20 protein-coding genes and 1 pseudogene are annotated in these 19765 nt (G+C 38.0%); 6 read left to right on the top strand and 15 right to left on the bottom strand.

What is annotated here, in order from left to right; all coding sequences use genetic code 11:
• Nucleotides 1-4 precede the first annotated feature (4 nt).
• The 7 genes from MHB53_RS00105 to MHB53_RS00075 form a co-directional block, all read right to left on the bottom strand.
• Entirely contained in the window at nt 5-307 is a 303-nt protein-coding gene (locus MHB53_RS00105) for a lasso peptide biosynthesis PqqD family chaperone (RefSeq protein ID WP_340914814.1), read from the bottom strand.
• A gap of 5 nt (nt 308-312) precedes the next feature.
• Nucleotides 313-1239 carry an aldolase gene (locus tag MHB53_RS00100; RefSeq protein ID WP_340914812.1) on the bottom strand — a complete coding sequence of 309 codons (927 nt, stop codon included), beginning with the start codon at nt 1237-1239 and terminating at the stop codon, nt 313-315.
• A gap of 87 nt (nt 1240-1326) precedes the next feature.
• Nucleotides 1327-1497, bottom strand: coding sequence for a paeninodin family lasso peptide (locus MHB53_RS00095; protein WP_340914810.1), 171 nt, complete (start codon nt 1495-1497; stop codon nt 1327-1329).
• Between the two features lie 14 nt (nt 1498-1511).
• Nucleotides 1512-3464 (bottom strand): asparagine synthase-related protein, encoded by a 1953-nt coding sequence (locus MHB53_RS00090; protein ID WP_340914808.1) that lies wholly within the window; start codon nt 3462-3464, stop codon nt 1512-1514.
• 130 nt (nt 3465-3594) lie between these two features.
• The gene (locus MHB53_RS00085) at nt 3595-3729 is read right to left on the bottom strand and encodes a paeninodin family lasso peptide (RefSeq protein WP_111703442.1); all 135 of its coding nucleotides are present in this window, start codon (nt 3727-3729) and stop codon (nt 3595-3597) included.
• Nucleotides 3730-3743: 14 nt separating this feature from the next.
• Nucleotides 3744-5678: an asparagine synthase-related protein gene (locus tag MHB53_RS00080; RefSeq protein WP_340914804.1), complete on the bottom strand. Its 1935-nt coding sequence runs from the start codon at nt 5676-5678 to the stop codon at nt 3744-3746.
• A 562-nt stretch (nt 5679-6240) separates the two neighbouring features.
• Nucleotides 6241-6483 (bottom strand): YqkE family protein, encoded by a 243-nt coding sequence (locus tag MHB53_RS00075; RefSeq protein WP_340914801.1) that lies wholly within the window; start codon nt 6481-6483, stop codon nt 6241-6243.
• Nucleotides 6484-6709: 226 nt separating this feature from the next.
• Between MHB53_RS00075 and MHB53_RS00070 the strand changes: the two genes are divergently transcribed.
• Together MHB53_RS00070 and MHB53_RS00065 are read left to right on the top strand one after the other, a co-directional pair.
• Nucleotides 6710-7363 carry a 5-bromo-4-chloroindolyl phosphate hydrolysis family protein gene (locus MHB53_RS00070; RefSeq protein WP_340914800.1) on the top strand — a complete coding sequence of 218 codons (654 nt, stop codon included), beginning with the start codon at nt 6710-6712 and terminating at the stop codon, nt 7361-7363.
• Complete coding sequence (locus MHB53_RS00065) at nt 7360-8538, top strand: toxic anion resistance protein (RefSeq protein WP_340914798.1); 1179 nt, start codon at nt 7360-7362, stop codon at nt 8536-8538. The genes MHB53_RS00070 and MHB53_RS00065 overlap by 4 nt, the downstream gene beginning before the upstream one ends.
• Nucleotides 8539-8681: 143 nt before the next feature.
• Here MHB53_RS00065 and MHB53_RS00060 read toward each other — a convergent pair.
• Nucleotides 8682-9123 (bottom strand): annotated as a pseudogene (locus MHB53_RS00060) (transposase); the annotation flags it as partial.
• 344 nt (nt 9124-9467) lie between these two features.
• Nucleotides 9468-9803, bottom strand: a complete 336-nt coding sequence (locus tag MHB53_RS00055) for an iron-sulfur cluster biosynthesis family protein (RefSeq protein ID WP_340914797.1) — start codon at nt 9801-9803, stop codon at nt 9468-9470.
• 130 nt (nt 9804-9933) lie between these two features.
• On the opposite strand from MHB53_RS00055, the gene MHB53_RS00050 reads away from it, so the two are divergent.
• Nucleotides 9934-10140, top strand: a complete 207-nt coding sequence (locus MHB53_RS00050) for a CDGSH iron-sulfur domain-containing protein (protein WP_340914795.1) — start codon at nt 9934-9936, stop codon at nt 10138-10140.
• A 206-nt stretch (nt 10141-10346) separates the two neighbouring features.
• On the opposite strand, the gene MHB53_RS00045 is transcribed toward MHB53_RS00050, so the two are convergent.
• From MHB53_RS00045 to MHB53_RS00025, 5 genes are all read right to left on the bottom strand, one after another.
• A complete protein-coding gene (locus MHB53_RS00045) occupies nt 10347-10517 on the bottom strand; it encodes a YolD-like family protein (protein ID WP_340914792.1) in 171 nt (56 codons plus the stop codon).
• Nucleotides 10518-10531: 14 nt separating this feature from the next.
• Nucleotides 10532-11794: a Y-family DNA polymerase gene (locus MHB53_RS00040; protein ID WP_340914790.1), complete on the bottom strand. Its 1263-nt coding sequence runs from the start codon at nt 11792-11794 to the stop codon at nt 10532-10534.
• A gap of 512 nt (nt 11795-12306) precedes the next feature.
• Entirely contained in the window at nt 12307-13050 is a 744-nt protein-coding gene (gene map / locus MHB53_RS00035) for a type I methionyl aminopeptidase (RefSeq protein ID WP_340914788.1), read from the bottom strand.
• Nucleotides 13051-13096: 46 nt separating this feature from the next.
• Entirely contained in the window at nt 13097-13894 is a 798-nt protein-coding gene (locus MHB53_RS00030) for an SDR family NAD(P)-dependent oxidoreductase (protein WP_340914786.1), read from the bottom strand.
• A complete protein-coding gene (locus MHB53_RS00025) occupies nt 13891-14874 on the bottom strand; it encodes an MBL fold metallo-hydrolase (RefSeq protein ID WP_340914784.1) in 984 nt (327 codons plus the stop codon). The genes MHB53_RS00030 and MHB53_RS00025 overlap by 4 nt, the downstream gene beginning before the upstream one ends.
• Before the next feature lie 456 nt (nt 14875-15330).
• On the opposite strand from MHB53_RS00025, the gene proC reads away from it, so the two are divergent.
• Both proC and namA read left to right on the top strand, forming a co-directional pair.
• Nucleotides 15331-16164 carry a pyrroline-5-carboxylate reductase gene (gene proC / locus MHB53_RS00020; protein ID WP_340914782.1) on the top strand — a complete coding sequence of 278 codons (834 nt, stop codon included), beginning with the start codon at nt 15331-15333 and terminating at the stop codon, nt 16162-16164.
• Nucleotides 16165-16239: 75 nt separating this feature from the next.
• Nucleotides 16240-17256: an NADPH dehydrogenase NamA gene (gene namA / locus MHB53_RS00015; RefSeq protein WP_340914781.1), complete on the top strand. Its 1017-nt coding sequence runs from the start codon at nt 16240-16242 to the stop codon at nt 17254-17256.
• A 37-nt stretch (nt 17257-17293) separates the two neighbouring features.
• Here namA and rnz read toward each other — a convergent pair whose 3' ends face one another.
• Nucleotides 17294-18229, bottom strand: coding sequence for a ribonuclease Z (gene rnz / locus MHB53_RS00010; protein WP_340914779.1), 936 nt, complete (start codon nt 18227-18229; stop codon nt 17294-17296).
• A gap of 177 nt (nt 18230-18406) precedes the next feature.
• On the opposite strand from rnz, the gene zwf reads away from it, so the two are divergent.
• Nucleotides 18407-19765, top strand: a 1359-nt coding sequence (gene zwf, locus MHB53_RS00005) for a glucose-6-phosphate dehydrogenase (RefSeq protein ID WP_340914776.1), incomplete at its 3' end; no start/stop codon positions are given.

Raw genomic sequence — 19765 nt, 5'->3', positions numbered from 1 at the left:
ACTATTAAATACTCTCTTTAACAATTTCAACTAAACCTTCGTCAAATAAGTGATTTAAAAAGATGATGACTTGCTCCTCGCACTCTTTTCGCTCTACTTGAAAACTTGCTAATAAGCTATTAACCACTTGTTTTACCTCCATCGGTTCCTTCATTAAATCCCAGATTTCTCCACCCATCTCACCTAAGTTGTAGTATTTCCCATTGTTAATGCTTAGCATCACTTTCTCGTCACCAATATCGCTAACAATATTACCCTCACCTTGTTTCACCTTATGGTCTATTGAAATATGTTGATTAATGATCATCTATCTCATTCCTTTTCGATTGTATTTATTATCATTGATGTTAAGTCATTTGCAGTAAATCGATTGATTGGCCGTTGTACACGATAAACCTTAATCTTATTAGCAATACTTGCTGTTATCTTAAAATGCCAATCCATTAAACCTAGACGAGCAATAAAAAAATTACGATACGTATGATAAAAAAGGGTATGCAAGCGTTCAAGATTTACAATAGGCTCAATCAGAACCTCATTCCTATCTGTTTTAATTAATTCAAACACTCCTGCTAATGGTAATGCTGTAGATACAAACTTTGATGTAACTGGAACGGCGAATTTCATTTCTCTATCAAAAATTGACCGATATTTATCAGATTCCATGCCGAAAGCATCTAAACTTTCCTGCCAAAGTTTTTGTTGTGGATATGCGGGAGTTACGATCGGAATATTATCATTGGAAAGAGATACAGGTATGACGTCATCGCTTATTAATTGATAACCTTCATTTAAAAAAGCGGAAGCTAGCGTCGATTTACCTGCCCCTGAATCACCTACAATCGCATATGCTTTCCCATCGATTGCAATGGCACTTCCATGTAAAGGCAAGACTTTTCTTTGCTGTAAAAGGGCACCCATGCACGTGCCTAGCACGTAAAGCCGTACATGATCCTCGTCTGCGTCATGCAGGGGTGAAACAACAATCCTTTTCCCTTCCTCAATCAAATAAATGGCTGTATTTGAAATTTGAAACAATACGATATTTTCTTTTACAACGAAATGACGATTAGGTTCAGCGAATTCCTTCCATAGCTCTGTTAAATCCGCTAATTCTATTACAATATCGATTACATCCTGCTGCTTATCAATTATCTCAGGTAATTCTGGCAGGCGTATATCACTCATCATTATTAATCCGAAAGCTTTATACACGATCTTGTTCAAAGTAGTTACCATATTAACCTCCGGGCTTTCATTTTATATTTGTATGGAGCCCTTATACATGGAGGTGATATAAGGGCATACCAAACGGGTAACTAAAAATTAACTATCTAAGCCCGGTCTGTCTTTACAACTCGCATTTGATTGACCCGGATGTGTTTCATTTTTCCCTTCCGATACGTCGAAACAATCAGCGTTTGCATTTCCAGGGCCATTCATTGTCATATTAATATCAAGGATATCCAGTACCGGTACTTTCCATTGTCGCTTCATCCAATCACCCCCTCTCAGCTAAAACCTTTTATAAACCTAGAAACGATTAAACTACGAGTCAATATTTTGAATTCATTACTCCATACGAGTTCGGGCCTGGGTTGGTCCCCTATATGTGATAAGGCTGCCTCAATTGCTTTCACATCCAGTATTTCAGACATTAAAGAATCATTCTTTAACTGGTGTAGTTCTTCCATAAAAGCTTTCCAACTACTTTTCATTCGGTGAATCGTATCCGCTGCCTGAATTCCACGCACATAATGATTTAGCCTGATGCTGTCCGGAAGAATGTCTCTCGTTGCACTTCTTAAGAATGATCGTTCCATTCCTTTTTGGACATATTGCTCTTCTGGGATAGATAAACAAAATCGAATGACACGTAAATCATTTGTTGGATCACGATCCCATAATGAATATCGTAACGACAACTTCGTTGTGGCCGTTCCGCTTTTATTCCAAAAATATAGTTGGTCATAATGCTTTCTTCGATATTCATTAAGATCTCCACGGAAACTCCCTGATATATCCATGTCATATCGTTGGAGACGATTATAAACATCGGTTTTCTGGGCAAATACCGGATTGATGAAGGACGGAAATTGATAGTCAACTCCTTTACTCTTTGTAAAAAGTTGGGCGAAATTGGGGAATGCATTCTTTGCCACAATCGGTAACATTACTCGTTTGTCAGTCCTAAAGTTCCGGCAATATCCATTTAACTCTTGATTTAAATGGATAAGCTTTAACTTTTTTAATAATGAAGCATAATACTCTATATTTAATCTCTCAGATCCCCATGAAATGGAGTGGTTACCTCTTGCGCCATTTAATACTATTTTCACACCTTCGTTATGAGCTTTTTCACTAATTCCCTTTAGCCAGTATGTATTTTCAAAGAATTTATATGGCATTTCCATCAACGCGAGAAAATCATCCACATCCGCTAGCGGACTTTTCCCTTCAAAACTCAAGTAATGATCACTAATATTCCCTGCATGTCTTACGGTCTCTTTTATAAAAAGTCTTTCATCTGCAGCATAATATTTAGGCGTCCAATCATTAAAATTGTCTTCTGGAATGGAGCTAAAGGTATGTAATTGTTTATTCTCTTTCTGAAGTGCTTTTGTAGCAAAACTGACAACTGATCCTGAATCAAGGCCACCACTTAAATGTGCACCAACTTGCCCATGTGTACGCAGTTTTTCAGTAACCGCTAAATCGAAAACTTGGCGAAATGCTTCATGGTACTCTTCATCAGACTTTAATCTTAAAGTCTCAGTTGGAGGTAAATGCCAATACCTTTCAAGTGAGGATTTACCGTTTACTACTATAATTGTATGTGAAGGAGGAAGTTGATAAATATTTTTATAAACAGTATTATGTACATCTGCACTCTCGACAATGGTTGGAATAACTATAAATTCCGCGAGCCATTCTTCATTAAGTTCTTTTTTTATATTTGGGAGTTTGAATAAAGGTTCCATAATCGTGCAAAAAGCAAAACGAGACTGATCTTTGTAATAATAAAGGGTACGTGCTCCAGAAAAGTCTCTTGCGCCAAAAAGAGTTTGATTTCTTTCATCCCAAATCATATATGCAAAATCACCAATCAAATATTTAGGAGATTCCTTGCCCCATTTTAAGTATGCGAGTAGAATCAATTCACTATCAGTGATCGTATTTTTCTGGGATTGTTTAACTTGTAATCTTTCAAATAATTCTGTTCGATTGTCTATTATTGCATCGGATGTAATAGCTAACTTCCGTTCATTATTATAAAAGGGTAATCGTTCATTAACTGACTCAGGAGTGATCCATTGAGCATGGCAGCCGAAAAAAACTTCCTCATTTCGCCATGTTCGAATATCATCAGAAGGAAACTGTTCCAAGGACTTCATTAGGTTATTGCCATGTTCAAGATGGATTGGGGCATTATTTAACTGGTAAATTCCTGTTATTGCGCTCATTTTCCATCCCCTCCCCGTTAGAAAGCTATTAATACGCAAAAAGTTTCGATATGTAATTTCCATACACTTTTAAAAAAGCCCTTATACTAATAGTTTTGTATAAGGGCAGTAACCTAAGTACTTCTAATAATTAACTATCATGATGGACCGTGTCCGGTTCATCCGGATCGGGTTGAACCGCATCAGCAATCGTTAACCCCGGCCCTGCCATAGTCATCCTAACATTAAGTACTTCTAATTCCGGCCTTTTCCATACTTTTTTCATTTTGTCACCTCCTTTCAAATCAAGGTTTTCATAAAACGAGTCAAAATCAAACTTCTCATTAAAACCTTAAATTCAAAACTAAATGCAAACTCCGATTTTAGATTGCCCTTAATCATAGAAAGGCACTTTTCTATGACACTAAGATCCAAATACTCTTGTATTAATGATTCACCTTTTAATTGTTCTATTTCAACGATAAAGTTATCCCAATTTGACCTCATACGATGTACGCCATCAGCACCTTGCACACCTTTTGTACGTAAATTCAAACGTATATTGTCTGGTAGATATCCTTCTGTTGATCTTCTTACCAAGGATCTGCCCATACCATTTTGCACATATTGTTCTTCTGGAAGTGATAAGCAAAATTTAATAACCCTTAAATCATTTGTTGGATCTCGGTCTACAACTCCATAATGTAAGGATAACTTTGTTCCGTATGTTCCAATTGTGTTCCAGTAATACAATTGTTGAAACTGCTGGTTTCTTATTTTATATGAGTTTGAATCAATTCTTCCCCTAGGATCAATACCATGTTCAGATAATTTTTCTAATACTTTAGTTCTTAAAGCGAAGTCTTTGTTTATGAAAATCGGAAAATCCTCATCTTTTGAATATTCACTTTGATATAAAAATGGAAATGCCTTTTTAGTAACTACCGATAATATTCTTTTCCTACCAGATCCTATATTTTTAGCATATTGATACATTTCTTGATTAAGTCGCAACCATTTCATTCTTTTTAGTAATAAAGCATAGTAGTCAAAGATAGGACCCCAAGATATCGACCAATTACCCCTTTGCCCATTTAAAAGAACACCTACTCCCTTTTTACTTGCTTCTTCATAAATTCCCTTTAACCAGAATGTGTTTTCGAAGAATTTATAAGGCATCTCTAATTTCTCAATCCAATCGTCCATCTCTGTATATGGATTTCTATCCTCAAAGCTTAAATAGTTCGGTAATATATTCCCTACATGTTGGACGATAGATTCGATTTGGGGTCTTTCATTTGCAATTCTACTTCTATGTGTCCAATCCACAAAATCATCTACAGGAACATAGCTAAATGTATGTAACTTTTTATTTTCCTTCAATAGAGTTTTTGCTGCAAAACTAACGACCGATGAAGAATCCAATCCACCGCTCAAATGAGAACCAACAGGAAGATGAGTACGTAATCTCTCGTTGACTGCCTTTTGAAATACATCCTGAAAGGCTTCTTTATAATCATCATCCGATTTTAGTATTAATTTATTCCCCTCAGGTAAAGTATTATATCTTTTTAGAGTTACTTTATTTGCTATAACTGTAATTGAATGTGAAGGGGGTATATGTTCAATATTTTCATAAACTGTTGAAGACGGATCGACTGAATCAAACATTAATGGATTCGCCACAAACTCGGCAATCCACTGTTCATTCAAATCTTTCTTTATATAAGCTAATGAAAATAATGGCTTTATTGCGGTACAAAAAGCAAAGCGTTGCTGACTACGGAAAAAGTATAATGTTCTTGCGCCTGAAAAGTCCCTCGCACCGAACAACTTCCGTTCTTGTTCATCCCAAATCATAAAAGCAAAATCACCTACTAAAAACTTTGGTGACTGTTCCCCCCACTTGTAGTAAGCGAGCAATATCAATTGGCTATCTGTGATCTTTTTTCTATCTTCACGATCAACTTGTAATCTCTCAAACAACTCATCTCGATTATCAATAATCGCATCAGCGGTAATCGCTAACCTTCTTTCATAGTCGTAGAAAGGTAATTGTTCTCCTATAGATTCAGGTGTAATCCACTGAGCATGACAACCTAAGAAAACATTTTCCTTATGCCAAGTTTGAACATCATTTGCAGGAAACTTTTCTAATGCCTTCATGATTCCGCTAATATGCTCAACAGACATTGGCTCCCCATCTTGGTGATAAATTCCAGCTATTGCACTCATAGTTCTCCTCCAAATGATATTCATCAATATATATATCTATCGTTCTCATTAAAGAACAATAAGGCCGAATTGAATAAATAGAATTTCGCGCTGCTTATTTACACAGAAGCTCTATTCAATTTAGATATAAATTAGTTCTTCATTTAATAAAAACAGTTTCCTTAAAAGGATCTATCCATTCTATATAAAGAACGATTATAACTTTAAACTAACATCTCTTACACTCAATGTCAACTACCTACAAATTTTATTTTTTGATCATATAAAAGCGGAATGATAAACGGCAAATTTCTTCGTTGACAATTAGGTACTTCTATTAAGTAAGGAACCTCTGTTAAGACAGTGGAACCTCTGTTAAGATCGCTCACGTCCTGTGAGCAACACAGAGGTCGCAAGTCGTGTACAAGCACATCCTCTGCAAGTACTTTTGATCAAGATTGCACAATACAAAAAGGCATGATTCCCATTGGAGATCATGCCTTTTTGTATTGTGCAATTTTCTCTCTTTAGTGTTTAAAGACCCCACCTGATTCCCCAATGTGTTTCAGTTGCGGAATGGCGTTCACTTATACTTCTTCCAATCTAAAGATGTTTCATTTAATAATTCTTCAAAAGTTTTATTTTTTTCACGCTGTTTTTTTTCCTTAGCTAATTGTTCTTTTTCCGCGCGTTTTACCTCTAATTCTTGCTCTTGTAATTCTTGCTTTGTTTGTTGCAGCTTTTCCAATATTTCACTGTTTAACCCATCTTTTAACGTGGTACCTAAGTCTTTATCTTTTATTTTCACTTGTCTTTTATTTTTCATCTGTCATACCCACTCCTTTTTGAACATTCTAGTTTGATTAACAATCTTCTCTACAATTCTGTTCGATACAGCCGAAAAAAAACCTCTTTTTTTTCGAAGATTTTGCTTGGTCATTACTTCTCCCTTTCAAAAGCAATTTTTATTCCTTATAATAGAGATATATGAAACTTTTTCGAAAGAAATCCGTAGTAATATAGTGAAAGCACTGGATAGGAGTCGATGCATCTTGAAATCTTTTTTATCATTTCTTCTCGGGATGTTTACTGCGGGCGAAACATTCTTGTTATGGGTGATTTTATTTTTCGGTTTCAACCTGTCTTTTCTTAGCTCAGCTGGGATAGCAGTATTAGCCGGAGTAATTACATTCTTCGGAGTAAAATGGTTTGGCCAATATCAATTTTTAAAGAAAAACAATTTGAGTAGAAAAGACTATATTTACATTCAAAAAAACTTATTGGATGCGAAAAGAAAAATTAGTCGCCTACAAAAGGCCTTTTTCTCCGTTCGAACAATGGGTACTTTTAAACAATTATACGAACTAAGCAAATTGGTGAAAAGAATGTATACTATCGTCAATAAAGACCCACGTCGATTTTATCAATCGGAGCGTTTCTTTTTTTATCACCTTGATTCGGTTGTAGAACTTGCTGAACGCTATGCAGAACTTGCAGCACAACCCGTGAAAAATGAAAAAATGTATATATCGCTTAAAGAAACCCAAAGCACATTAGATGATTTAAGCGAGTCTATAAAAAAGGATATTTATCATGTCTTATCTACTGATGTAGACGATTTAAAATTTGAATTAGATGTCGCCAAGCACTCTTTAAAAAAGCTTGAGTACCATCCTCTTGACGATGAAGGGAGCACAAAAAAATGAGTGAACAAAATAAAGGTACAGTATTAAAAACAGACTTTTCTAGTGGGGTAGATGATCTTCTTGCCAATCCATTTGGTGACCAATCACTAAGCCCCATAAAGCAAGAGGACCCGCAAATAATTGAAAAACCGGTTAAGCTTGTTGATAGTTTACCCGAGGAAAGTAAAAAAAGGGCGCTTGAACTTTCCAAACAAATTGATCCCGCCAACCATCAAGCTATTATTGCTTATGGGACACAAGCCCAATCTCAACTATTAAATTTCTCAAGTTCCATGTTGGAGCATGTACAAAATAAAGATATCGGACCAATTGGTGACATTTTAGCTGATTTAATGAGCAGACTCCGTGATGTTAATCCGGAAGAACTTGCGCCCGAGAAAAGAAATTTCTTTTCCAAGATGTTCGGTAAAATTTCTGGCTCGCTTCAAGAAGTGATGTCTAAATATCAAAAAACTGGTGCACAAATTGACCGAATTAGTGTGAAGTTAAATCAATCTAAACAAGTTCTGCTAGAGGACTTACAAACGCTCGAACAATTATATGAGAAAAACAAAGAGTACTTCCATGCTCTGAACATTTATATCGCAGCGGGAGAACTTAAAATCGAAGATCTACGAACAAATGACATTCCCGAAGCGAAGCAAAAAGCGGAAGCCTCTGGCGATCAAATGGCATATCAAGAAGTAAATGATATGGTTCAATTTGCGGACAGGTTAGAAAAACGTCTCTATGACTTAAAATTAAGCAGACAGATCACAATCCAGAGCGCTCCACAAATTCGAATGATCCAAAATACCAACCAAGCTCTGGCAGAAAAAATTCAAACATCGATTATGACAGCAATACCGCTTTGGAAAAATCAAATTGCTATTGCTCTAACACTTATTCGTCAACGCCAGGCGGTTGAAGCGCAGAAACAAGTTTCGCAAACAACAAATGATCTTTTACTTAAAAATGCTGAGATGCTCAAAACAAATACGATTGAAACAGCCAGAGAAAATGAACGTGGCCTTGTTGATATCGAAACGTTGAAAAAGACACAGTCCAACCTTATTGAAACATTAGAAGAAACAATTAAAATTCAACAAGAAGGTCGGACAAAACGTGCTCATGCTGAGCAAGAACTCGTAGCAATGGAAAACGAGTTAAAAGAAAAACTGTTAAAACTCACATAAAATAAATCCACCTGACGCAATTGGAGGGCACTGAAAAACCTTCAGTTTTTAAAGAGGCTATATCACACGACCCAAAAAGACGAGTTAAAATTCACAAATTGAATTTTAACTCGTCTTTTTTCAATCTTAAGGGCTATTTTCCCCTAATCCTGTTCTGCAAGTTTCAATATTCTTTTAAGATTTACCGTAAATATTGGCATGGCACCTTGCAATCCCATGCCAAATAGACCCGAGGATTTCGCAACATTGTACCCGTGTCTGTGTTTTAATTCACTATTTTTAGCCTCTATTTTATTGCGCTCTTTAGATTTCTCCTTGAAATAATCGCCCTCTTGAAATTGTGCCTGCTCCTTGTGTACATTTGATTTAATCGTGACACAATACGTTTTACTTTTTGCTCCTTCTGTATAACATCCATCCTTAATAGGACAGTGTTTGCTTTTCAACATCGAAGTAATAGGTATCTTTCTGGCTCTTTCCAACTCCTTTTTTCCCAGTTCGCGCTTTAGCTACTAATTTTATTTCATTTTCATTTGCATATTCAATATTTCTTTTTTGCGAATAAGCTGCATCACCGATTACGGTTCAATCTCCATACCAGCATTGATTTGTAGTACCCACCCGTTAAAATTTAAACGATAATTATACAACAAAAAAGGTATAATCCTCTCAAATTATGAGCGAATATACCTTTATTACAATACTGTGTTAAAAGTCATTATTAGTGAATAAGACTGTTGATTGGAGACGAAGGCGCGAAGACTCCTGCGGGAATACGGGGCTGGGGATACCCCAACGGAAAGCGAAGCGCCTGGAGCGCAAATCAACAACTGAGTTTAATAGTTCCTCTACTTTAAGAGGACTTTTTCAGTGCCCTTCGCAAATTGCTGTCAGGTAGTATTATTTTTTTGATTACAAAGAATGGTATTTCAGTTGGATATCACTTTGCATGCCATACGTCCATTTAGGATCTGGTCCGGGCTCACGAGCCGGAATGATTGCGCTTCTGTTGAATAATCTATTTTCAATTGATCTGCAAAAAAGATAATTTTCGACTTTTCCATAATGACGGGCATGATATCTGTTTCAAATTGGATCTCATCGTCGTCGAGTTCTCGTTTTTCAATCAGTTCGAGCATAGGTACACCATTCATCACACAGCCGTTGCCTTCGGTTTCATATTTCAACTTTAACATCAAATCTTTATTGATCATTTTCATATTTATTTGTTCTGCCGCTTTTGGTGTAATTGTAAGTTTGACCATAGGGATGCACACCTTTCTTTTTACTTCTTTCTCCTATCATAACATAGTCAAACATGGAAAGAGGTTGCATTTCGCTCGAATTCCTCCTACTATTTAAGAGATTGCTTATTTTACAAATGGAGGTTTTCATATGGAAAAGGTACAAATTAAAGTATTGGATAATGGATCTTACCGCGTAACTGGTGATGTAGAGCTTATTGATGCAGATGGTAATGTATTCGAAACGAAAAAAGCATTCTCTCTTTGCCGCTGCGGTCTTTCAAGCAAAAAGCCTTTTTGCGATGGAGCCCATAAAGGAACGTTTGAATCCTGTGTCAGAGCCGAAAAAGTATTATAGGGTGGAGAAACTCTTGACTGAAAAGGCCTTTCAGTCAGGGCCCTTTTCTCATACTTCATCTACTATTTTGATCTGATCGATACTCTCAATTAAAATCCTATACTGATCCACTCTGATCGACAAGACAGAATTCCTTTTGCAACATATCAAAATCATGAATTATAGCAATTAATTCTTCATAATGATTTTTTTGAAGTAGTGAATCATTACTTCTTTCCACATGCCATTGCTTCTATCGCTATTTCGTTCAATTGTTCCAATTTCTGTTCATCTAATTCCTTTGGTTCTTCATGTATATCCTCAGCTGCCCAGTTGCGCAACATTGCTACATGTTCGGGAAGCATGAGCGAGTTCCATTTTATCCGATCGTGAATCATGCTTATACACTCCCTTACGCTTTATGCCCACCGACTAGAGCTGCCCTCTTTAGTGCTGTTCCTGCTTCTGTATAGGAGACCGCTCTAAGGATTGAAGCCGCCCCGTGTCGACGGCGGATTTTATCAACGATATAGCCCAGGTTCCGTTCATGTATTTTTTTAGGTTCAAATAAATTCATCTGGAAGACGCGATCGTCTGCAATATTGGACAAACCGATAGAAATTTTCCGCACCGTTTTTCCAGTATAATGATTTGCCATTAATTCTAGGCATACACGATAAATATCCATCGTTATATTTGTCGGCTCTTCGACTGAGCGTGACCGAAGAAATCCGCCTCCAAACTCGCGATCGCTGTAGTCAATACCAAGACTGATTGTTCTCCCAGCTTTTCCGTGCTCGCGGGCTCTTCTTGCTACTTCTTCGCACATCTCAAGAATCACACATATAATTTCCGATTTTTCTTTGTAATCACGAAGTAAAATCTGGCTTTTACCAAAGCTAATTTGTCCTTCCATTATCGGAGCGCCCAATTTTGATAAATCAACTCCCCTTGCATGGTAATACAACTGATTTCCCATTACTCCAAATTTCTTTTCCAGTAAACCGAGATCGTAGTGTGCAAGTTGACCGACATTAAAAATCCCCATGTTATTGAGTTTCTTCTCTACTTGCCTTCCAATTCCCCACATTTTCCGTAACGGAGACACCGGCCACAGTTTTTTAGGTATGTCCTCGTATATCCATTCCGCAATACCTGAATGTTTTGCTTCGAGATCAAGGCATAGCTTTGAAAGAAGCATATTTGGTCCAATGCCGATGGAGCATGTAAGCTGGAACTCTCGCAGCAAATCATCCTTCACTTTCTCGGCGACCGAGTATGCATCACCCCATAACTGGTTTGTTCCATCGATTTTGATAAAGCTTTCATCGACACTGTACACATGAATCGCTTCTTTCGGAACATAACGATTGAGAAGACGATTGATTTCAGTCGAAATTCGCAAATATGTGCTCATCTTTGCTTCTGCAAGGTGAATCCCTGCGTCTTTTGGAATTTCAAACAAACGAGAACCAGTTTTTATCCCATACTCTTTTTTCAAACATGGTGACGCAGCCAAAACAACACTTCCAGGCTGGCTTAAGTTTCCGACAACAGCTAGATAACATTTGAGTGGATTAAGACCGAGCATGACAGCTGAACAGCTCGCATAGAAACTTTTCATATCAATGCATAATATTTTATCACTAGGCAGTTTGCTGTAATCCACACTCATTTTTCTCTCCTCCATAAAAGGAACGTTTGTTCTAATATATCCAACAGTCTATCCGAATATGCTTTATTATTCAATGGTATTTTTTTCTGGATATTAGGAAAAGCGGAAGCGCTCGTTTAGCGACGTACAAACAAAATGGATCATCGGTTAAGATCGCCACGTCCTGTGGCAACACCGATGTGACCCACTTGTGTGGGCCCGAGATAAAGGAAACACGGTAAGCCACGAAAAGCGTAAGGCGCTCGTTCAGGGGTGACAAGCATAAGACAAAACGGCGAGGAGAAGGTTGGGCTTTACATTCTTGACGGATTGACTTATGACTCGAGCCCCTTGCGCCTAGAGCTATACACGTAAGGCGAACCGATGTTGACTTATCGTAGGAAGAATCCTGAAGTTTGCTAGTCGTTGGGCGCTGGAGCTAGACATAGAAAGGCCAAGTTTCAAATGAATTTATATACTTTCTTATTTTTACAAAAAAACCCTTTATCCTCAAATGAGAATAAAGGGTTTTTTTAAAGTGTAATAATTACAGGACCTTCTTTGGTAACGATCACTGTATGTTCAATTTGGGCAACAAAACTTTTATTTTTAGTAGAAAATGTCCATCCATCGTCCTGTTCATCCACCTCTTCATCTCCATTCGAGATAAATGGTTCAAAAGCAAGAACAACACCTTCATGTAGAATCTCGTTATCCCACGGATCATAGTAGTTCAATATATGATCTGGAGATTCGTGTAAGGATAAGCCAACTCCATGTCCCGTAAGGTTTTTAATAACAGTTAAATCATGCTGCTTGGCAGTGCTATACACAGCTTTGCCGATTCCACTTTTTTTGGAGCCCACTTTCAGTTTAGCAACCCCTGCTTCAAATGCCTTTTTCGCTACTTCACAAAGCTTAAATAAAATTGGATCTCCATCGCCTACAACAAAAGAAAGACCTGTATCCGCAAAATAACCATTTTTAGAACCTGAAACATCAATATTTACCAGGTCCCCTTCTTGAATGACACGCTCTCCCGGAATCCCATGTGCTACTTCTTCATTCACACTTATACAAGTGAATCCTGGAAAATCATATTCACCTTTAGGTCCCGAAATCGCACCGTGCTTTTCGAAAAGTTCCCCAGCAAAATCATCTAATTCCTTTGTTGTCACGCCTGGCTTCGTTTTCTGAATCATTTCATCCCGAATCTTGCCAACTACTTTACCAATCTCTTTTAGCTCTAATAAATCCTGTTCTGTTTTTACAATCACAGATTTCCCTTCTTCCTATACAATAATTTCTTCATTTCACGATATCCTATTTTTTAAAAAATGCTTTTCTACCAAGACGTTCTACCACTCTAGGCATCAAGGTATGAAGTGTCCCAGCGAAATCCATCCAACGGGGCAAGTTGATTTCACGACGATTACTAAGCATCGAAGCAACAATATTTTCAGCCACCTTCTCAGTGTCAAGCATAAAACGGCCTAAGCTCTCTAAATAGGAACCCTCTGGATCAGCTTTATCAAAAAATGTCGTTCGGATCGGTCCTGGATTTACCGCCATGACTTGAACGCCATATCTTGACATTTCCATGCGAAGGCTATTCGTAAATCCTAAGACTGCATGTTTCGATGCCGAATACACACTAGATTTCGGCGTTGCTAGCTTTCCGGCCTGGGAAGCAATATTAATTATCTGACCAGATTTACGCTGACACATGGATGGTATGACTTCTTTTGTACAGGCTATCAGCCCTACAACATTGACCGCAAACATTCCTTCCACATCAGCAAGCCTGATATTTTCTGCCTCCGCAAAAATTCCATAACCAGAGTTGTTCACCAATACATCTATGTGTCCAGCCTCTTCATAAATACGCCGGAAAACAGGTGGGATTTGATCATACTGTGTCACATCTAGCTTTATCGCAGTACATCTGACCTTATATAGTTCACGAATCGAGATTGCAACTTGTTCCAGCCGTTCTTCATTTCGAGCAAGTAAAAATAAATGTGCCCCGTTTTGCGCACATTGTTTAGCTATTTGCTCCCCTAATCCTCCAGAAGCACCAGTAATAACAATTGTTTTACCCATCAGGCGTTGATTTTTCATGAATGCACAACTCCTGATCGCATAGTAAACAAAGCAACTCCATTAGTATCAATTCTTTTTTCAATCATCCCAAGTGACAATAGATAATCAAGCTGAGCTGTTGTTTCCGATAAAGTTAATCCAAGCTCCCTTTGATAAACAGCGGGGAAGAGTTTTTTTGTAATGGTAAATGTAGTTAGCTCATTACCTCGCAAGAGTTCTCCCACTTGCAAGGCTCTTTCATGCTGGCGCTTCAATCGGCGTTCTACAAGTTCGTGAACCTTATTCACTTCTACTCCATGTCCAGTATATGCAATACTGATGTCCAAATCGAGTAATTTTTTTAATGAATCATTATATTGTAATTGCGGCTTTGGACGTTCAACGGAAGGATCTAATGCCGGCTCAAGTAATGGATTAGATGATATCGTAGCAAGCAGATGATCACCTGAGAGTATCACACCATCTTTTTCCTGGTATAAAGATATATGGCTTTGTGCGTGGCCGGGAGTATTGATAATAGACCAACCTCCCATTCCTGGAATAATATCTCCTTCTTGGATTTCATATGTCAGCCGACGTTTGCTAGAATAGCGAAGTGGCTCCTTCATCACCTTTAACATTTGGTCGAAATTACCTTCAATTCCAAACTCAGTGAGCAATCCTTTATAGAAGATATCGTAGTTTAAGAAAAATTTCTCGTCCATCTCAATCCATGGGCGCACATATGTATGTCCGTATATGGGCACATCTTCTGGTAGCCATTCAAGTAGCCCAACATGATCTGGGTGATGATGAGTCAAGACAACTTGTTCAATGTCCTCCGGTGTGATCCCATGCTGACCTAGTTGAAACCGAAAAGCTTCCCATGCCGCTTTCGTCTTCACTCCAGCATCAATGAGTGTTAAAGCTTCACCTCTTACAATATAAACATTCACATCACCTACAACAAGAGGTGTAGGTAAAATAAGCTTTGTTATCTTATTAAAAGAACTGGCCATCATGATCCCTCAACTTTACTATAGTTACATAGTTATTTAACGATTAAACTCTCCCGTTTACATACAAGTAATTATAGTGTAGCGATTTCTAACAATAATGTCATTATATTTGTATAATGCTCTTTATTTTTCCCGTGAATATTCTTGACAATTTCTTTCCTTCACAGCATAATCATAATTAAACTTTAAGCGGAATAGCATTGATCGGGATGAGTAAATAGGAAACGATTTAAGTGATTGAGTCCTTGCCCGAACAAGTTTTCAACATCCACTTTTCGATAAACCTGCCAGCGAGCCGTCAGTGAGACTGACCGTATCCCCTACGTTATAAGGGTATGAAGACAGCTATATTTTCAGTCTATTCAGCTAATAAAAGTGGTACCACGAAAGCTAACCCTTTCGTCCTCTTAAATAGGATGAGAGGGGTTTTTATTTTAAAGCAACGGAGGGAAATAAGTGAAAATCTCATTCATCGGAGCGGGATCCATGGCTGAAGCCATCATCACAAGATTGATTGAAACAAAAATCTGTCATCAAGATGAAATTTACGCAACGAATCGGAATAATAAGGAAAAGATGGCGGAGCTTGAACGTCGATATGGTATTCATACAACATATAATTTAGAGGAACTATTACAGGACGCTAATATGATTGTTTTTGCTGTGAAGCCAAAGGATGCCGACGCTGTTTTACAAAAGGTACGCCCTTTTATAAATGACAACACTGTTTTTGTTTCTGTTTTGGCTGGTATCTCTCTGCACTTTTTGGAAGAAAGGCTTAATACGGGTAGTTCCATTGTAAGGGCAATGCCAAATACATCTGCAAGTGTCGGAAAATCAGCAACAGCAATTACGTTTAACTCAAACGTAACAGTAAAGCAAATGCAACTTACCCAAGATATATTAGCAGCAGTTGGCATGACGACGGTAGTGGAAGAAAATCAGCTTGATGCTATTACTGGTCTCGCCGGAAGCGGCCCAGCTTATATATATTACTTGGTCGAGGCGATGGAGCAGTCAGCTAAAGAATTGGGACTTGAGGCAGATTTAGCGAAAAAGCTGATCATCCAAACACTATCTGGAGCAACAGAAATGCTATTATCGTCGAAAAAAGAAGCAGCAGATCTGCGTTTCGAAGTCACAAGCCCAGGTGGAACGACAGAAGCAGGAATTCAAGTTCTTCAACAAAAAGCTGTCAAAGAAGCTGTTATTGAGTGCATAAAAACAGCGGCAAACCAAGCCAAAGAACTGGGAAAACTGCACGAATCCCGGCATATTAATTCTTTGTGAAGCAAGCTACTGTCATTCTCCTCCCTAAGATTGGTATAATATATTTTAGCGTAGAAGCTATATAGGAGGTTGAATATGTCGGTAAAATTATTTGAACCCTACACAATAAAAAATATAACACTGAAAAACCGAATCGTGATGTCTCCAATGTGCATGTATTCGTCTGAACATGAAGATGGAATGGTCGAATCCTGGCACTATACACACTATACAAGTAGAGCAGTTGGCCAAGCAGGGCTAATTATGGTAGAAGCAACAGCGGTGACTCCGCAAGGAAGAATTAGCCCACAAGATTTAGGTATTTGGAGTGATGATCATATTAACGGGCTCTCTAAGCTTACGAAAATGGTAAAGGAGCATGGTGCAGCAGCAGGCATTCAAATTGCCCATGCGGGTCGTAAAGCAGTATTGGAAGGCGAAATCATCGCCCCTTCTCCCCTGCCGTTTGATGAGACTATGAAAACTCCTAAAGAAATGAGCGTTATTGAAATAAAAGAAACAATTGAGGCATTCAAACAAGCAGTGCGCAGAGCGAAAGAAGCAGGTTTTGATATTATTGAACTTCATGGCGCACATGGCTATTTAATCAATGAATTTCTCTCACCCTTAACAAATAAGCGAGTAGATGAATACGGAGGATCACGGGAAAACCGCTATCGGTTTCTTCGTGAAATAATTGAACAAGTAAAATCTGTTTGGAATGGCCCTCTTTTTGTTCGAATTTCGGCAAAGGATTATTTGGAAGATGGTCTAGATGTACAAGACTATGTCGGTATGGCAACATGGATGAAAGAACAAGGTGTCGATCTTATTGATGTAAGTTCAGGTGCTGTGGCGCCTGCCAAAATTTCTCCATTCCCTGGATATCAAGTTCCTTTCGCTGACCAAATTCGCAAAGAAGCCGTTATCCCAACTGGTGCAGTTGGTTTAATCACTACAGGAATCCAAGCGGAAGAAATATTACAGAACGATCGTGCCGATTTAATCTTTTTAGCTCGTGCCCTTCTACGTGATCCTTATTGGCCACGAAATGCTGCTAAAGAACTCGGCTTCGATATCGAGGCGCCTGAACAATACAATAGAGGATGGTAAAATAAATAGACCCGCATAATGCGGGCCTAGTATATTTTCAGTCTTCCTCACTGTTAAATGGAATAGAGACTTCTTTAAAGTCGTGGGCGATTGTCGTTGTAGGAAATAAGCTTTTTGCTTCTTCCATAAGTTCATTCCACATATCCTTCCCGTATCGGGAACTGATATGGGTAAGACAAAGCGCACGCGCCTCTGCTGCCAAAGCAAGTTCGGCAGCTTGAGTCGTTGTTGAATGGAAATAATCATAAGCCATTTCTTCGTTTCCATCGGCAAAAGTTGCTTCATGAACGAGCAAGTCTGCATTTTTCGCAAGTAACAGTGCATTTTCACAAGGTCTTGTATCACCAAGGATACAAATAACTTTTCCTTCTTGATCTGGACCTAAGTAATCATTGCCATGTAAAACCCTACCATCTTCTAAAATGATCGTTTCACCATCTTTCAGCTTTTTATACATAGGGCCTGGCAGTATGCCTTCAGCGATAAGACGTGACGCATCAAGTGTTCCTTGTTTATCTTTTTCCGTAATACGGAAACCATAACTTGGAACAGCATGATCAAGAAGTAAGGTTTCAACACAAAATTGTTCATCTTCAAAAATGGTACCTTCTTCTATTTCAATGATCTCTAAAGGGTATTTTACATGGGTCTGACTTACTTGCAAAGAAACTTCTATGTATTGACGGATTCCCTTTGGTCCATAGACTGTAAGCTCAGATGTGCCCCCTTGAAATGATCGGCTTCCTAATAAGCCAGGTAAACCGAATATATGGTCACCATGAAGATGAGTTATAAATATTTTCTCGATTTTTCTTGGCTTTATAGAAGTATGAATAATTTGATGCTGGGTCGCTTCACCGCAATCAAATAACCAAATAGTATTTCTTTCTTCTAGCAACTTAAGAGCCATTGCGGTAACATTCCGCAATTTTGCCGGTACTCCGGCACCTGTTCCAAGAAACATTAGCTCCATTTTCAATCACCTCCGAGGCTATGTTTTATATATTAACATATAAACTTGGAACAATAATATTGATTCTTTTTCAGGAAATTGTATACAACATGTCGTCTTTTTTCAGAATACTTGATAAGATAGGAAAGAAGTATTAATACGTAGAAAAAGTTTATGAAAAAAAGAGAGGTTTTCATTATGATACAATCAGAAACACCTGCATCATTAATCATGATTTTTGGAGCGACAGGAGATTTAGCTAAAAGAAAGCTATATCCTTCCCTATACCATCTTTTCAGAAAAGGTAAACTTGCGGAGCATTTTGCAGTTGTAGGTGTCGCAAGACGTCCATGGACCAATGACATTTTAAGAGAACATGTGAAAGACTCTGTTCTATCATCTATACAAGATGCAGAAGATATTGAAAAATTTATCTCCCATTTTTATTATCAATCTCATGATGTGACTGATTCACAATCTTACATACAATTAAAAGACCTAGCAACCCAACTAGACAAAACTTATTCACTAGAGGGAAATCGTATTTTCTATTTGGCCATGGCTCCGGAATTTTTCGGTACGATCGCGGAACATTTAAAAACAGATGGTTTGACCGATACAGACGGCTTTCATCGTCTAGTCATTGAAAAGCCATTTGGACATGACCTTGACTCCGCTATTCATTTAAATAAACAAATTCGTAGCGTTTTTTCCGAAAATGATATTTACCGAATTGACCATTATCTTGGCAAGGAAATGGTGCAAAATATTGAGGTTATTCGATTTGCTAATGCGATTTTCGAACCGCAATGGAACAGCCGATTCATCTCGAACATTCAAATTACTTCAAGTGAAATGCTAGGAGTAGAAGAACGCGGAGGATATTACGAAACAAGCGGTGCATTACGTGATATGTTTCAAAACCATATGCTACAAATAGTCGCATTACTCGCAATGGAACCGCCAATTCGACTAACACCAAAAGAAATTCGCAGTGAAAAGGTAAAAGTGCTTAGTGCCCTTCGTTCGATTGAAAACGAAGAAATACAAGATTATTTCGTACGTGGCCAATACGGACCAGGTGAAGAAAATGGTCAACCACTTCTTGGTTACCGTGAAGAGCTGAATGTCAATCCTGACTCCAATACAGCTACTTTTGTAGCTGGAAAATTAATGATCGATAATTTCCGCTGGGCCGGTGTGCCTTTCTATATTAGAACTGGAAAAAGAATGACAGAGAAATCAACGAAAATCATTATCCAATTTAAAGACGTTCCAATGAATCTCTATTACAAATCCGAAAAGAAACTAGCACCCAACTTGCTTGTTATCCATATTCAGCCTGAAGAAGGGATTACATTGCATCTAAATGCGAAACAATCCGGGCAAACGATGGAAACAACACCTGTCAAACTTAACTTTGCAAATAATGATGTTGCAGGATTAAATACGCCTGAGGCATATGAAAAGTTGTTATTTGATTGCCTTCGCGGAGATGCTACAAACTTTACTCATTGGGATGAAGTGGCCTTATCTTGGAGCTTCGTTGATAAAATT

Source organism: Bacillus sp. FSL K6-3431 (assembly GCF_038002605.1).
GTDB lineage: Bacteria > Bacillota > Bacilli > Bacillales > Bacillaceae_C > Lederbergia.
The sequence above is the reverse complement of the archived record's forward strand: the minus strand, read 5'-3'. Positions and strand labels throughout refer to the sequence as shown.